Here is a 14583-nt window from a genome sequence, read left to right as displayed (position 1 = left end):
CCTCAGCGCGGGGGCTTCGCCGGCTGCTGGTAGTGGTCGGCGATCACCCGCGCCATCGCCCCGATCCGGTCCGACTTGACGTCCTTGGCGGCGAAGTAGACGTGCCCGCGCACCTGCGGGTGCGCGGCGGCCAGATCGAGGTGGTCCGACAGTTCGGCCGGGTCCTGCCAGGCCGCCGACTGGGCCGGATCGCCCGCCCGGTACAGCGCCTCGCCGATGTACAGCTTGGTCCGGCTGCCCTTGGCCACCTCCGCCCACCAGGGCACGAGTTCGGCGTAGTCGGCGGCCGACTGCCCGATGTTCCAGTACAGCTGGGGCACGACGTAGTCGATCCAGCCCTCCCGCACCCACGTGCGGGTGTCGGCGTGGATGTCGTCGTACGACTGCAGCGCCCGGGTGTCCGAGCCGCGCGGGTCGGTGGAGGCGTTGCGCCACACCCCGAACGGGCTGATCCCGAACTGCGTGCCGGGCCGGGTGGCCTTGATCCGGGCGGCCGTCTCCAGCACCAGCTTGTCGATGTTGTCGCGCCGCCAGGCGGCCCTGCTGGGGAAGGCGTCGCCGTGGGCGTCGTACGCGTCCCCGTCGTCGAAGGTCTGGCCGGCGATCGGGTAGGGGTAGAAGTAGTCGTCGAAGTGCACGGCGTCCACGGGGTACTTCTGGACCGCGTCGAGGATCGCGTCCTGCACGAAGGCGCGGACCTCCGGAAGACCGGGGTTGTAGTAGAGCTTCCCGCCGAACGGCACCACCCAGCCCGGATGCCTGCGCGCGGGATGGGAGGCGACGAGCCGGGTGGGGTCGGCGTGGGTCGCGACCCGGTACGGATTGAACCAGGCGTGCAGTTGGAGGCCGCGGGCGTGCGCCTCCGTGACGGCCGTGCCCAGCGGGTCCCAGCCCGGCGACCTGCCCTGGGTCCCGGTGAGCACCTGGGACCACGGCTCGTACGGCGACGGCCACAGCGCGTCGGCCGTGGGCCGCACCTGGAAGACGACCGTGTTGAGCCGTCTGCGCACCGCCAGGTCGAGCCAGGCGATCAGTTCGGCGCGCTGGGCGGCGGCGGTCAGCCCCGTCCGGGACGGCCAGTCGCGGTTGGAGACGGTGGCCAGCCACATCCCCCGCATCTCGGTCGTCGCCCGCCGTTCCCGCGTTCCCGCGGGAGCGGCCGCCGCCCCCGTGGTGGTGAACGCCGACAGCGCCGCCAGCGCGAACGCCCGCCGGGTCAGTCGCCCCATCGCACACATCTCCATGTACTCCGCGGATCCGTTCGGTCACGGATCGTTTTCGCGCCCCAGCATGCCCCCACCCCGGCGATCGATCATCGATACTTCCTAGTAACGTGCACGATCGGAGCAAGCCTGCCGGGACCCGGCGGACGTGCCCCTGCCTACACAGTCAGCGCTGCGAAAGGGACGATGTGACCGACATCCAACGGGTCGGAGTGGTGGGCTGCGGCCAGATGGGGGCGGGCATCGCCGAGGTCTGCGCCCGCGCCGGACTGGACGTCAAGGTCGCCGAGACCAACGGCGAGGCCCTGGAGATCGGCCGGACCCGGCTGTTCAACTCCCTGGCCAAGGCCGCCGAGCGCGGCAAGATCTCCGAAGAGGAGCGGGACGCCACGCTGGCCCGCCTCAGCTTCACCACGGACCTGGGCGAGTTCGCCGACCGCGACCTGGTCGTCGAGGCCGTGGTCGAGAACGAGCAGGTCAAGACCGAGATCTTCCAGGTGCTCGACCAGGTCGTGACCCGACCGGACGCGATCCTCGCCTCCAACACCTCCTCCATCCCGCTGGTGAAGCTGGCGGTCGCCACCTCGCGGCCCGACCAGGTCGTCGGCATCCACTTCTTCAACCCGGCCCCGGTGCAGAAGCTCGTCGAGCTGATCCCGGCGCTGACCACCTCCGAGGGCACGCTCGGCCGGGCGCAGCTGTTCGCCGAGAAGGTGCTCGGCAAGCACGCGATCCGCGCCCAGGACCGCTCCGGCTTCGTGGTCAACGCGCTGCTGATCCCGTATCTGCTCTCCGCGATCCGGATGTTCGAGACGGGCATCGCCAGCCGCGAGGACATCGACAACGGCATGGAGATGGGCTGCGCCCACCCGATGGGCCCGCTGAAGCTGTCCGACCTGATCGGTCTGGACACGGTCGCCTCCGTCGCGTTCTCGATGTACGAGGAGTACAAGGAGCCGCTGTACGCCGCTCCCCCGCTGCTGCAGCGCATGGTGGACGCGGGCCGGCTGGGCCGCAAGACCGGCTCGGGCTTCTACACGTACTGACGGCCGTCGCTCCACGGCCACGGGCCCGGCGCTCCTCGGAGCGCCGGGCCCGCCGTATTCACACTCCGTGTGCACGCCGGGCCCGCATATGCCGCGCGCACACTCTCCCCACCGGCTCACCGGGCGAGTTCACTCATCATGCGCATGCAAGGGATGTGAGACGACTACGGAAAGGAGCGGACACGTGACCGCCGATCCCGGGCATCCCGTCGTCCATGAAGAACTCGCGGAGTTACGGCGCCGGCTCGACGTGGCGTACGCCCGCGTCGAGGGCGGGCTGGCCCTGCTGACCCACCGCACCGAGGAGACCGCCAAGGAGCTCGACGAACTGAGCACCCGCATCGTGACGTTGGAGCACGCACGCTGGCCGCTGCCGGCCGTCGCCGCCCTCACCGCCGTCGGCGCGCTGGTCGTGACGATCTGGCAGGCCGTCGGACGGTAGCACCCCGCACGGCACGTCGAGGGGGTTCAGCCGAGCCTGATGTGGTGCAGCAGCATCAGCGCGGCCGCCATGTTGGCGGCCGGGACCTCCCCCCGGGCGACCAGGTCGGGAACGAGCTTGAGGGGCACCCATTCCCGGCGGTCGGACTCGAAGTCGTCCACCGGGTGCCCCGTGTACTCGCCGTCGTCCGACCAGTAGATGTGGTGGACGGCGTCGGTGAGGCCGTTGGACGGCTCCACGCTCATCAGGTGGTTCAGGGGCCCCGGCCGCCATCCGGTCTCCTCCTCCAGTTCCCGGGCGGCCGCGCGGGCGACGTCCTCGCCGTCCTCGACCACGCCCGCCGCGAGCTCCCACCCCCAGCTGTCGGTGATGAAACGGTGGCGCCACAGCAGGAGTACCTCGTTGGCGTCGTTGACGACGGTCGCCACGGCGACCGGCCTCAGCCGTATGAGGAAGTGGTCGAGGTGCCGGCCGTCGGGCAGCTCCACATCTGCCAGGTTGACGCTGAACCAGCGGTTTTCATACACAGTTTGTTCGTTCTGTTTCGTCCACTGCACGGTTCTGCCACCTTCCGTCGAGTAAGTGGCAATATCGCAGCAGGAACTGTGCAGTGTGGCGTCGACGCCGGGGCCGGCGCCCCTCCAGGTGCCGACGTTCGGATACCCCGTAGGGCCCGTTCTACAGCGGTACGCGCAAGGCTCCGTCGATGAGTTCGGCCGCCTCGGCCGTGCCCGCGCAGCCGCTCTGCACCAGGTGCCGTCGCACCGCCCGGAGTCTGTCGCGCAGCCGCTGGGACTCCATTCCCCGGGCCTGTTCGGCCATCTGCACCGCGGTGACCACCGCTTTGTCGGCGTTGCCCTGGCGCAGTTCGATCGTGCTGAGCATCGCGAGCCGGTGCACCCGCCCCCGGTCGTGCGCCGGGTTGTCCACGGCGGCCACCGCGTGCTCGGCGGCCGCGGCGAGTTCGCCGAGGCTGAGCAGCGCCTCCGCCACCTGGACGTTGACCAGACCCGGCTGGACATAGCCGGTCTCGTCGGGCTCGTGGCCGCGCCGGATGCGTTCGGCGGCCGTCTCTGCACGCCGGATGCACGACAGGGCGCTCGTGCCGTCGCCGAGGTGGGCGTACGCCTTGGCCTGCATCGCGTACAGGTCGGAGGCGAGCGCGGGCGTGATGTGCCGGTCCGCCGCCCGCAGCGCCGCCTCCGCGAAGGCGACGGCCTGCCGGTACTCCCGCATGAACAGCGACTGGTTGACGAGCAGGGCGATGACGTACGCCCCGAGTCCGCGGTCACCGCTGGCCTTCGCCAGGCGCAGCGCCTGGTGGAAGTAGCGCTGGGCGAGGCCGTGGGCGTCGGAGTCGTACGCGCAGATGCCGGCCACGGCGACCAGTCCGCCGGTGGCGCGGTGCAGTTGACGGCCCGTCTCGTCGGTGTAGCTTCCGCGCAGCAGAGGCGCGGCCTCGGCGTTGAGGAAGCACACCACCCGGCTGCGGGTCACGATGCCGCCCGCCTTGCGGTACATCTGCTCGTAGTGGGCGCGCGCGGCGCGCAGCATCTCCAGGTCGGCCGAGGTGACGTGATGGCGGCCGCCACGGGAGACGTCGACGTCCTCGGGCGGGTTCTCCCACTCCCACACCGGCATCACGGCCGGGGTGCCGGTGACGGCGGGAGCGCCCAGGATGTGCGGGCGCTGCTGCTCGTCGGAGCGCCACAGGGCGGTGGCCCGCTCCACGAATCCGGAGAGGGAGGTCCCGTGCGGGGCGGACGGCTCGCCCGGGACGCCGAGGCCGATGTCGTCGAGGGTGACCGGCCGGTGCAGCCGCACCGCGAGCACCTCGCAGATCAGGTCGGGCACCTGACCTCGCGGCCGCTGGCCCTTGAGCCATCGGGCCACGGCCGTGTGCTCGTACCGCAGCGTGAGACCGCGGGCCCGTCCGGCCTGGTTCACGTGGGCGGCGAGGCCCGCGTGCGAGATGCCCGCCTCGTCGAGGATCGCGTCTAGCAGAGTGTTGGGCTGCATGGGTGCCCCCGGTGCCTCGGTGCCGTCAGATTAGCGGGTCCGCCTTCACACGGGGTGTGAACGGAGTGCCCGCATTCGCAGGGTGTGCACGCTGTCGCGGAGCGTTTCCGGCCGGTTGACTGGAATGCCTCGCAAGAGGTTCGCCGGGCCGTCGGCTCCCCCTCGAAAAGCGACGGTCCGGCGAAGCGTTCCACGGGCCCGACGCGCTCCTCGGGCCCGACGCACTCCGCGGGCCCGGACGGGACCGGGCCGCGCCGGGGCCGGGGGTCGTGGCTACGGGCGCGTGGCTAGGGGTGCGTGGTCGGCCCGGGGCGCCCCGTGGTGGCCCGCGGCCGCGCGGCGAAGCCCGCGACGTCACCGCTCCGGGCCTCCGGGATGTCGCACTCCCGCCCGCTCGCCAGCACCAGCAGGGCGATGTCGTCCGTCGGTCTGTTCGCCGTGTGCCGCAGCAGTGCGGTCAGGACCGAGTGCAGGATCCGCTGCGGTGACGCGGGCTGGTCGTGAGCCGCCTCCATGAGCGCGTCCGGCAGCGAGAAGAACGCGCCCCGCGCGTCCCGCGCGTCCTCCGCGCCATCGGTGAACAGAAGGACGGACTCGCCTCGCAGCAGAGGCCCCAAGGGCTGGGCGGTCAGCTCCGTCGGCAGGGGGAACAGGCCCAGCGGCGGAAGCGGATCCGCCCTCGACAGCGGCCGCGCCCTCGTGCCGCTCAGCAGATACGGCCAGGGGTGCCCGCAGTTCAGTCCGCGTACCTCGCCGTCCCCCCGGATCTCCAGCACCAGCACGGTGACGAACTCCTCCGCCACCGGCGCCTCGGGGTCGTCCCGGTGCCGGTCCCGCAGGTGCCGGGCCCATGCGCGCTCCAGCCGGCGCAGTACGCGGCCCAGGTCGGGCTCGTCGTGCGCGGCCTCGCGGAAGCTGCCGAGCAGAGCGGCCGCGGCGCCCAGCGCGGGCAGCCCGTGTCCACGGACGTCGCCCATCACGACCCGTACGCCGTGCTCGGTGGCGACGACCTCGTACAGGTCGCCGCCCACGCAGGCCCCTCGGTCCGCGGAGAGCTGGGCGGCGGCCACATTCAACCCGTCGACCTGCGGTGGCAGCGGCCGCAGCAGCGCCCGCTGGACCGCTGCGGCGACCCTGCGGACCTGCCGGAGCTCGCGCACCAGGGTCTGCCGCACGTGAAGGATCAGCACCGTGCCCACGGCGAAGAAGACGGCGCTGGAGACCATCCTCGCGCCGAGCCCGTCCTGCTGGGCCAGCGGACAGGACAGCTTGTAGGTGATCGCCAGGGCTCCCCAGACCGTGGGCAATCCCAGTGAGAGGGTCCGGCGCAACGGCCGCCTGATGCCGAACATGCTTGTCTGGCCCCCATCCAGGCCCGCACAACGCGGAATCGGACCGGCCTCGAAAGGCCGGTCCGATTCTGTCGGGCTCATGGCCCGGAAGGGGCATGCCCCCGGGCGATCTCACCCGAACGGATGAGGTGACCGGTCGGGTGCGGGGGCGCGTCCCCGCACCCGGGGAGCGCGGGGAGTCGCACGAGCCGCCGCAGCGCACCCGTAGCCGGCGACCGGCGTCAGCCGCGCAGGACCGCTCCCGTGCGCTCGCCCGCCAGGGCGACCGCCGCGTCCCGGGCGGCCGACGCCTCGTCGACCGTCAGCGTCCGGTCCCCGGCGCGGAAGCGCAACGCGTAGGCCAGCGACTTCTTGGCGTCGCCGAGCTGCTCCGCGTTCTCGTACACGTCGAACAGCCGGATCGCCTCCAGCAGTTCGCCCGCGCCTTCCCGCAGCGCGGCCTCGACCTCGGCGTGCGGCACGATCTTGTCGACGACGAGGGCGACGTCCTGCGTGGCGACCGGGAAGGAGGAGATGCTCGGCGCCTGGGGCGTGCCGTCGCCGGCCTGCTCCAGGACGTCCAGGTCGAGCTCCATCGCGCAGGTGCGCGCGGGCAGGCCCAGCGCCTTCAGCACACGGGGGTGCAGCTCGCCCGCGTGACCGATCACCCGCTCGGCGCCGTCGACGACCACGGCGAACTCGGCGCAACGCCCCGGGTGCCACGGCCCGTACTGGCCCTTGCGGACGATCAGGTCGACGCCGGCCTCCCGGGCGACCGCGCGCCCCGCCTCGACGGCGTCGGCCCACTCCGCCGGGCGGCCCTTGCCCCACCAGCCGGCCTGCTCGCGGGCGCCCGCGAGGACGACGGCGACATGGCGCGGCTGGTCCGGCAGCACGGCGTCGAGCGCCGCCAGCTCCTCGTCGGTGGGCCGACGGTCCACGGGCAGGTGCCCGGCGACGCCCTGCTCCTCGCGCGGGAGGAAGACCAGCCCGGTCTCGAAGAGCGCCAGGTCGTGCGCGCCCCGGCCGTCGTTGCGCCGCAGCGCGCCCAGCAGGCCCGGCAGCAGCGACGTGCGCAGCGCGGGCTCCTCGTCGTTGAGCGGGTTGGTGAGCTTCACGACGCGGCGGGCCGGGTCCTCGGCGTCCAGGCCGAGCTGGTCGAAGACCTGCTCGCTGACGAACGGGTAGTTCGGCGCCTCGACGTAGCCGGCGCCGGCCAGCGCGCGGCCGACGCGGCGGTGCAGCCGCTGGCGGTGGGTGAGACCGCGGCCCGACGGGGGCTTGGGCAGCGTGGAGGGCAGGTTCTCGTAACCCTCCAGCCGGATGACCTCCTCCGCGAGGTCGTTGACCTCGGCGAGGTCGGGCCGCCAGGACGGGACGGTGACGATCAGCTCGTCCTGCCCGTAGACGTCGCAGCCGATCTCCTGGAGCCTGCGGACGACGGTCTCACGGCCGTAGACCACGCCCGCGACCTTGTCCGGGTGGTCGGCCGGGACGCTGATCGTGTGCGGCGCCGAGGGCGCGACGATCTCCGTGACGCCCGCGTCGGCGGTGCCGCCCGCGAGCAGCACCAGCAGGTCCACCGTGCGCTGCGCGGCGGCCGCGGCGGCCAGCGGGTCGACCCCGCGCTCGAAGCGCCGGGACGCCTCGGAGGACAGCTTGTGGCGACGCGCCGTACGCGCGATCGACACGGCGTTGAAGTGGGCGGCCTCGATGACCACGTCGGTCGTGGAGGCGCCTCCGTTCTCGGCGGCGTCGTGGTCGGCGATCTCCGTGTCCGCGCCGCCCATGACGCCCGCGAGGCCGATGGGCCCGCGGTCGTCGGTGATGACCAGGTCCTCGGCGTGCAGCTCGCGGGTCACCCCGTCGAGGGTGACGATCCGCTCGCCCTCCCCGGCCCGGCGCACGCCGATCGTGCCCTGGACCAGGCTGCGGTCGTAGGCGTGCAGCGGCTGGCCGAGCTCCATCATCACGTAGTTGGTGACGTCGACGGCGAGCGAGATCGGGCGCATGCCGACCTTCTGCAGCCGGCGCTTCAGCCAGATCGGGGAGCGTGCCTCGGGGCTCAGACCGGTGACGGTGCGGGCGGTGAAGCGGTCGCAGCCCATCGGCTCGGAGATCTGCACCGGGTAGCCGAAGGCGTTCGGGGCCGGCACGTCGATCAGCGCGGGGTCGCGCAGCGGCAGGCCGTAGGCGATCGCGGCCTCGCGGGCGACGCCGCGGATGGACAGGCAGTCGCCGCGGTTGGCGGTGACGGCGATGTCCAGGACCTCGTCGACCAGTTCGAGGAGCTCGATGGCGTCCTTGCCCACCTCGGTCTCCGGCGGCAGCACGATGATGCCCTTGGTGCCGTCGTCGCCCATGCCCAGCTCGTCGCTGGAGCAGATCATGCCGTGGGAGGTCTTGCCGTACGTCTTGCGCGCGGCGATCGCGAAGCCGCCGGGCAGGACCGCGCCCGGGAGGACCACGACGACCTTGTCGCCGACGGCGAAGTTGCGGGCGCCGCAGACGATCTCCTGTGGCTCGCCGGTGCCGTTGGCGGTGCCGACGTCGACGGTGCAGAAGCGGATCGGCTTCTTGAAGCCCTCGAGCTCCTCGATGGTCAGCACCTGACCGACGACGAGCGGGCCCTTCAGGTCGGCGCCGAGGTGCTCGACGGTCTCGACCTCAAGGCCTGCGGAAACGAGCTTGGCCTGCACGTCGCGGCCGGTCTCGGTGGCCGGCAGGTCGACGTACTCCCGCAGCCACGAAAGCGGGATCCGCATCAGATCTCCATCCCGAACGGCCGGGTGAACCGGACGTCACCCTCGACCATGTCTCGCATGTCTTCGACGTTGTGGCGGAACATCAGCATCCGCTCGATGCCGAACCCGAAGGCGAACCCGCTGTACTTCTCCGGGTCGACGCCGCAGGCGGCCAGCACCTTGGGGTTGACCATGCCGCAGCCGCCGAGTTCGATCCAGCCCTCGCTGGAACAGGTGCGGCAGGGCCGGTCGGGGTTGCCGACGGACTCGCCGCGGCAGACGTAGCACACCATGTCCATCTCGGCGGACGGCTCGGTGAAGGGGAAGAAGTTCGGCCGCAGCCGGGTCTTCATGCCCTCGCCGAACAGCGACTGGACCATGTGGTCCAGCGTGCCCTTGAGGTCGGCCATGGTCAGGCCCTCGTCCACGGCGAGCAGCTCGACCTGGTGGAAGACCGGGGTGTGCGTGGCGTCCAGCTCGTCGGTGCGGTACACCCGGCCGGGGCAGATCACGTACACCGGCAGCTCACGGCCGAGCAGCGAGCGGATCTGCACGGGCGAGGTGTGGGTGCGCAGCACGACACCCGACTCGGTGCCGCCGTCCGGGCCCTGCACGAAGAACGTGTCGGCCTCACCGCGCGCCGGGTGGTCCGGGCCGATGTTGAGGGCGTCGAAGTTGAACCACTCGGCCTCGACCTGCGGACCCTCGGCGACCTCGTAGCCCATGGCCACGAAGACGTCCTCGATGCGCTCCGACAGGGTGGTGAGCGGGTGGCGGGCGCCGGCCGGCACGCGGTCGTAGGGCAGCGTGACGTCCACCGCCTCCTCGACCAGCACACGTGCGTCGCGCTCGGCCTCCAGCTCCTCCTGGCGGGCGGCCAGGCCCTTGTTCACGGCCCCGCGCGCCTGGCCGACCAGCTTGCCGGCGGCGGCCTTGGCGTGCGGGGGCAGGGCGCCGATCTCGCGGTTGGCGAGGGCGAGCGGGGAGGTGCCGCCGGTGTGGGCGACCTTGGCCTCCTGGAGCGCGTCGAGGGAGTCCGCGGCGGCGAAGGCGGCGAGCGCCTCGTCCCGCATGCGCTCGATCTCTTCCGGTTTCAAGGCCTCGACCTCTACCGGGTCGTACGACTTATTCGGTGCCGACATCTCTTCCCGTGCTTCCGATTGGCTGGCTGAAGGTCCCCGTCACCGACTCACGCTGAGGTCAGAGGGCCGTCCATGGGACACAAAGGTGCCAAAGGCCGAGTCTAACGGGGTGGGGGTGTACGGATGCGCCCGCGGGCTGCTCAGGCTGATCTCAGGCGAGATATGCCGGGGCCGCCACGGGCAACGTAAATCGGAACTCCGCGCCGCCGCCGGGGGCGCGGCCGACCGTGATGACACCGCCGTGGGCCTCGACGATGCCCTTGACGATGTAGAGCCCGAGGCCTGTGCCACCGCGCTTGCTGCCCCGCCAGAAGCGGGTGAAGACGCGGTTCATGGACTCCTCCGGGATGCCGGCGCCCTCGTCGCTCACGGTGACCGATGTGCCGGTGTCCTCCCCTTCCCGGGGGGACGCGGCGGGCGTGACGTCAATGGTGACGGTTCCCTCGCCGTGGCGCACCGCGTTTTCGATGAGGTTGCTCAGGACCTGGTCGATCTTGTCGGGGTCGGCCCACAGGGCGGGCAGCGGCTGTTCGAGGCGCAGCAGGAACCGGTCGGCGGGCTGCCCCGCGGCCACGTAGGCCTGGATGTGCCGCCCCACGGCCGCGCCCATGTCGACGGGCTGGCGGCGCACCTCCAGCCGCCCGGAGTCGATGCGCGAGATGTCGAGGAGTTCGGCGATGAGCCGGGTGACCCGGTCCGCGTCGGCGTCGACGGTCTCCAGCATCAGCCGCTTCTGGTCGTCGGTGAACCGCGACCACTTGGCGAGCAGGGTGGCGGTGAAGCCCTTGACGGAGGTGAGGGGCGAGCGCAGTTCGTGGGCCACGGTGGCGATCAGCTCGGCGTGGCTGCGCTCGGTGCGGCGGCGCGCCTCGGTGTCGCGGATCGAGACGACGACCCGGCGGACGGGGCCGGTGGGCTCGGCGCGGACGTACCGGGCGGAGACGAGCACCTCACGCCCGCCCGGCAGCAGAAGGTTGCGCTCGGGCTGGCCGACGCGGATGGCGAGGCCGCCGTAGGGGTCGGTGAGCTGCCACCAGCGGCGGCCCTCGAGGTCCTCCAGCGGGAGGGCCTTGTCCAGGCGCTGTCCGACGGCGTCCTCGGCGGCGACGGCGGTGATGCGCTGGGCGGCGGCGTTGAAGCAGATCACGTGCCCGTGCTCGTCGGCGACGACGAGCCCGTCGGGCAGGTCGTCGGGGTCGATGCCGAGTTCGGCGAGGTCACCGGCGGATCGGGCCGCTCCCGGTGCGCTGCTCGTGCCGACACTCATCCCCGTACCCCACCTCCCAGACGAGGACCCGCGAACTCGTCACCCTACTAGCTCTCGGTCACGGAGCGGCACCCTCCGGAGGCGCGCTGTGCACGGGCCGACGCGTAGAGACATACGGCGGCGGCGGTCGCGAGGTTCAGGCTCTCGGCCTTTCCGTGGATCGGGACGCGCACGACGGCGTCCGCGAGGGCACGGGTCTCCTCGGGCAGCCCCCAGGCCTCGTTGCCGAAGACCCACGCGGTGGGGCCGCCCATGGTGCCCTTGTCCAGCTCGTCGTCGAGGTCGTCGTCCCCCGCTCCGTCGGCGGCGAGGATCCGCACCCCGGCGTCCCTGAGGCCGGTCACGGCCTGCTCGACGGGGACGCCGACGGCGACGGGCAGATGGAACAGGGAGCCGACGGAGGCGCGGACGGCCTTGGGGTTGTAGAGGTCGACGGAGGCGTCGGTCAGCACGACGGCCTCGGCGCCGGCGGCGTCGGCGCACCGCAGTACGGTGCCGGCGTTGCCGGGGTCGCGCACATGGGCCAGGACGGCGACGAGCTTCGGCCGGGCGGCCAGGATCGCGTCGAAGGGCGTGTCCAGGAAGCGGCAGACCCCGACGAGCCCCTGCGGGGTGACGGTGGTGGAGACGTCCTCGATGACCTGCTCGGCGGCGAGGTGCACCCGGGCGCCGGCGGCGCGGGCCTCGCCGACGATGTCGGCGTGGCGTTCGGCGGCCTCGAGGGTGGCGAACAGCTCCACCAGCGTCGCCCGGCCGTCCGCCCGGTGCGCGGCGGCCTCCCGCACGGCCTGCGGCCCCTCCGCGAGGAACAGCCGCTCCTTGCCCCGGAAGTTCCGCCTGGCGAGCCGCCGGGCGGCCAGGACGCGGGGAGAGCGGGGGGAGATCAGCTCGGGGGTGGCGGAGGGCATGTGGTTCACCTTCGGCGACGGGGTCGGCCTGGGGCCGACGTGAGGGGACTTCCCCGGGGGCGCGGGGCGGTGCCGATGTGCGGCTCCGCCGCGTGGGCGCGACCGGTCACGGACGACCGGCACCCGGACGCCGGCCTCGGCCGGCGTCAGCAGCAAAGGACCCGCAGGCGAAACCTGCGGGTCCTTTCACGTCGGCCGGGAGCCGGCGCGGCGTCACGCGGCCTTGGGCGCGTTCACGTCCGCGGGGAGGGCCTTCTGCGCGACCTCGACCAGCGCGGCGAACGCGGTGGCGTCGTTCACGGCCAGCTCGGCCAGGATCTTGCGGTCGACCTCGACGTTCGCGGCCTTCAGACCCTGGATGAAGCGGTTGTAGGTGATGCCGTTGGCGCGGGCAGCGGCGTTGATGCGCTGGATCCACAGCTGACGGAAGTCGCCCTTGCGCTTCTTGCGGTCGTTGTAGTTGTAGACCAGCGAGTGGGTGACCTGCTCCTTGGCCTTGCGGTACAGGCGCGAACGCTGACCGCGGTAGCCGGAGGCCGCCTCGAGGATCGCCCGGCGCTTCTTGTGGGCGTTGACCGCCCGCTTGACGCGTGCCACTTTTTTAACTCCTTGTAGCGGGGCCGTGGTTGGACTCACACGACCCGGAAACGATTGGGTCCCGGTCAGGTGTCAGGCGCGACGGTTGCGCCCGACGTCACTTGCCGAGAAGCTTCTTGATCTTCGCGGCGTCGCCCGGGGCCATCTCGGCGTTGCCGGTGAGGCGGCGCGTCACGCGGGACGACTTCTTCTCGAGCAGGTGGCGCTTGCCGGCGCGCTCACGGAGCACCTTGCCGGAGCCGGTGACCTTGAAGCGCTTGCTGGCACCGCTGTGCGACTTGTTCTTCGGCATAGCGCCGTTCTCTCCTCGTCGGTGGCGTTCCGGTGCCCGGTCGTGAAACCGGGCACGGTGGAACGTCTCTGGTATCGGTTATGTCCCCGGGACTCGCGCCCCGTGGATCACGCCTCGGCGGAAGCTGCCTCGGCAGGGGCCTCGGCAGGCGCCTCGGCGTCGTCCGCGTCGGCGTTCACGGCGTCGGCGTCCGCGGCGTTCTGCGAGCGGCCCGGGTTGGCCTTCGCTTCGGCCTTGCGGGCCTCCTGTGCCTGACGGGCCTCGGCCATCGCCTCGGTCTTCTTCTTGTGCGGACCGAGAACCATGATCATGTTTCGGCCGTCCTGCTTCGGGTTCGACTCGATGAACCCGAGGTCCTGAACGTCCTCCGCGAGACGCTGGAGCAGTCGGTAGCCCAGCTCGGGCCGGGACTGCTCACGACCGCGGAACATGATCGTGATCTTGACCTTGTCGCCCTGCTTGAGGAACCGGACGACGTGACCCTTTTTGGTGTCGTAGTCGTGCGGGTCGATCTTCGGCCGGAGCTTCATTTCCTTGATGACCGTGTGCGCCTGGTTCTTGCGCGCCTCACGGGCCTTCATGGCCGACTCGTACTTGAACTTCCCGTAGTCCATGAGCTTGCAGACCGGCGGGCGGGCGCTCGCCGCCACCTCGACCAGGTCGAGGTCGTACTCCTGCGCAAGCTCCAGGGCCTTGGCAAGCGGCACGATGCCGACCTGCTCGCCACTGGGACCGACAAGTCGCACTTCGGGAACGCGAATCCGGTCGTTGATGCGGGGCTCGGTGCTGATGGATCCTCCTCGGTAGCACCACACGGCAGTCTGGCGGACGGCCGCGTAACGTCTGTGTTCGGTAGTCTTATAACCACGTCGAAGCACAAAAAATGCCCCGAACAATCACATGCGGGGCTCCAAGCACTACCGGAGCACCGCCGCAAGGATCGCGGGGCGCACTACCGGGCGACTCCATCGTCCGTACGGAACGATGGTGGCCGCCTGACCGGGGTGACCCGCCGCCCTCGAAGGACAGTCGGGTGGGAGCTCGGAGTCTCCACTTGTGGGCCGGGCCCGCCTGCTGAGGGGCACGCGTGTCCGACCGGTCGTTACACGAGATTACCAGCACGCGCCAGGAACGGCCAATCGGGCCTCGTCACAGGGCCCGGTCCGGCCTGCGCCTATCGTGTCCTGCATGAGTGAGACCTCCCCCGGCGGCTCCGCCGAGATCCCCGAGACCCCCGACTTCGACGAGATGACCCGCGACATCGCAGAGGTCCCCGCCGTCGAGGTGATCGTGACCGTCGCCGTCAACCTGATGAGCGCCGCGGCCGTGAAGCTCGGGCTGACCGAGGAGGGCGACAAGTACAAGGACCTGGACGAGGCCCGCAAGCTGGTGACGGCCCTCGCGGGTCTGCTGGACGCGTCCGCGACCGAGATCAGCTCCTTCCACGCGGCCCCGCTGCGCGACGGCCTCAAGTCGCTGCAGCTGGCGTTCCGCGAGGCGTCCCTCGTCCCGGACGAGCCGGGCCAGGGCCCCGGCGAGAAGTACACGGGCCCGGTCTACGGCTAGACCGCC

General features: G+C 71.7%; 14 protein-coding genes. 3 read left to right on the top strand and 11 right to left on the bottom strand.

Going from position 1 to position 14583, the window contains the following annotated elements:
• Positions 1–2: 2 nt before the first annotated feature.
• Positions 3–1229: a glycoside hydrolase family 10-like protein gene (locus tag ACZ7DE_RS18675; RefSeq protein ID WP_470762470.1), complete on the bottom strand. Its 1227-nt coding sequence runs from the start codon at positions 1227–1229 to the stop codon at positions 3–5.
• Positions 1230–1411: 182 nt separating this feature from the next.
• Here ACZ7DE_RS18675 and ACZ7DE_RS18670 point away from each other — a divergent pair, with 182 nt between their 5' ends.
• Both ACZ7DE_RS18670 and ACZ7DE_RS18665 read left to right on the top strand, forming a co-directional pair.
• Positions 1412–2269, top strand: coding sequence for a 3-hydroxybutyryl-CoA dehydrogenase (locus ACZ7DE_RS18670; RefSeq protein WP_470762468.1), 858 nt, complete (start codon positions 1412–1414; stop codon positions 2267–2269).
• A 184-nt stretch (positions 2270–2453) separates the two neighbouring features.
• Positions 2454–2711 (top strand): hypothetical protein, encoded by a 258-nt coding sequence (locus tag ACZ7DE_RS18665; RefSeq protein ID WP_470762466.1) that lies wholly within the window; start codon positions 2454–2456, stop codon positions 2709–2711.
• Between the two features lie 26 nt (positions 2712–2737).
• Here ACZ7DE_RS18665 and ACZ7DE_RS18660 read toward each other — a convergent pair whose 3' ends face one another.
• From ACZ7DE_RS18660 to infC, 10 genes are all read right to left on the bottom strand, one after another.
• On the bottom strand, positions 2738–3268 hold the full coding sequence (locus tag ACZ7DE_RS18660; protein ID WP_470762464.1) for an NUDIX hydrolase: 531 nt from the start codon (positions 3266–3268) through the stop codon (positions 2738–2740).
• Between the two features lie 121 nt (positions 3269–3389).
• Entirely contained in the window at positions 3390–4730 is a 1341-nt protein-coding gene (locus tag ACZ7DE_RS18655; protein WP_470762462.1) for a transcriptional regulator, read from the bottom strand.
• Between the two features lie 287 nt (positions 4731–5017).
• A complete protein-coding gene (locus ACZ7DE_RS18650; RefSeq protein WP_470762460.1) occupies positions 5018–6082 on the bottom strand; it encodes a PP2C family protein-serine/threonine phosphatase in 1065 nt (354 codons plus the stop codon).
• A gap of 221 nt (positions 6083–6303) precedes the next feature.
• Entirely contained in the window at positions 6304–8826 is a 2523-nt protein-coding gene (pheT, locus tag ACZ7DE_RS18645; protein ID WP_470762458.1) for a phenylalanine--tRNA ligase subunit beta, read from the bottom strand.
• Complete coding sequence (pheS, locus tag ACZ7DE_RS18640) at positions 8826–9947, bottom strand: phenylalanine--tRNA ligase subunit alpha (protein WP_470762457.1); 1122 nt, start codon at positions 9945–9947, stop codon at positions 8826–8828. The genes pheT and pheS overlap by 1 nt, the downstream gene beginning before the upstream one ends.
• A 151-nt stretch (positions 9948–10098) precedes the next feature.
• On the bottom strand, positions 10099–11214 hold the full coding sequence (locus ACZ7DE_RS18635) for a sensor histidine kinase (protein ID WP_470762456.1): 1116 nt from the start codon (positions 11212–11214) through the stop codon (positions 10099–10101).
• Positions 11215–11261: 47 nt separating this feature from the next.
• Positions 11262–12122 (bottom strand): TrmH family RNA methyltransferase, encoded by an 861-nt coding sequence (locus ACZ7DE_RS18630; RefSeq protein ID WP_470762454.1) that lies wholly within the window; start codon positions 12120–12122, stop codon positions 11262–11264.
• Between the two features lie 213 nt (positions 12123–12335).
• A complete protein-coding gene (gene rplT, locus ACZ7DE_RS18625) occupies positions 12336–12719 on the bottom strand; it encodes a 50S ribosomal protein L20 (protein WP_232654097.1) in 384 nt (127 codons plus the stop codon).
• Between the two features lie 97 nt (positions 12720–12816).
• Complete coding sequence (gene rpmI / locus ACZ7DE_RS18620; RefSeq protein ID WP_470762451.1) at positions 12817–13011, bottom strand: 50S ribosomal protein L35; 195 nt, start codon at positions 13009–13011, stop codon at positions 12817–12819.
• 107 nt (positions 13012–13118) lie between these two features.
• Positions 13119–13826 (bottom strand): translation initiation factor IF-3, encoded by a 708-nt coding sequence (infC, locus tag ACZ7DE_RS18615; RefSeq protein ID WP_470762449.1) that lies wholly within the window; start codon positions 13824–13826, stop codon positions 13119–13121.
• Between the two features lie 373 nt (positions 13827–14199).
• Here infC and ACZ7DE_RS18610 point away from each other — a divergent pair, with 373 nt between their 5' ends.
• Positions 14200–14577 carry a DUF1844 domain-containing protein gene (locus ACZ7DE_RS18610; protein ID WP_470762447.1) on the top strand — a complete coding sequence of 126 codons (378 nt, stop codon included), beginning with the start codon at positions 14200–14202 and terminating at the stop codon, positions 14575–14577.
• The last annotated feature ends 6 nt before the right edge of the window (positions 14578–14583 follow it).

The sequence above is a fragment of the Streptomyces sp. NPDC037083 genome, from assembly GCF_055606485.1.
Note: the sequence above shows the minus strand (reverse complement) of the source record. Positions and strands in the feature narration are given on the sequence as shown.

Bases quoted from the DNA above. Each gene is read 5' to 3' on its own strand.
- ACZ7DE_RS18650 (WP_470762460.1), bottom strand. From the start codon at position 6,082: ATGTTCGGCATCAGGCGGCCGTTGCGCCGGACCCTCTCACTGGGATTG.
- rpmI (WP_470762451.1), bottom strand. From the start codon at position 13,011: ATGCCGAAGAACAAGTCGCACAGCGGTGCCAGCAAGCGCTTCAAGGTC.
- ACZ7DE_RS18675 (WP_470762470.1), bottom strand. From the start codon at position 1,229: ATGGGGCGACTGACCCGGCGGGCGTTCGCGCTGGCGGCGCTGTCGGCG.
- pheT (WP_470762458.1), bottom strand. From the start codon at position 8,826: ATGCGGATCCCGCTTTCGTGGCTGCGGGAGTACGTCGACCTGCCGGCC.
- pheS (WP_470762457.1), bottom strand. From the start codon at position 9,947: ATGTCGGCACCGAATAAGTCGTACGACCCGGTAGAGGTCGAGGCCTTG.
- ACZ7DE_RS18610 (WP_470762447.1), top strand. From the start codon at position 14,200: ATGAGTGAGACCTCCCCCGGCGGCTCCGCCGAGATCCCCGAGACCCCC.
- ACZ7DE_RS18655 (WP_470762462.1), bottom strand. From the start codon at position 4,730: ATGCAGCCCAACACTCTGCTAGACGCGATCCTCGACGAGGCGGGCATC.
- ACZ7DE_RS18635 (WP_470762456.1), bottom strand. From the start codon at position 11,214: ATGAGTGTCGGCACGAGCAGCGCACCGGGAGCGGCCCGATCCGCCGGT.
- ACZ7DE_RS18630 (WP_470762454.1), bottom strand. From the start codon at position 12,122: ATGCCCTCCGCCACCCCCGAGCTGATCTCCCCCCGCTCTCCCCGCGTC.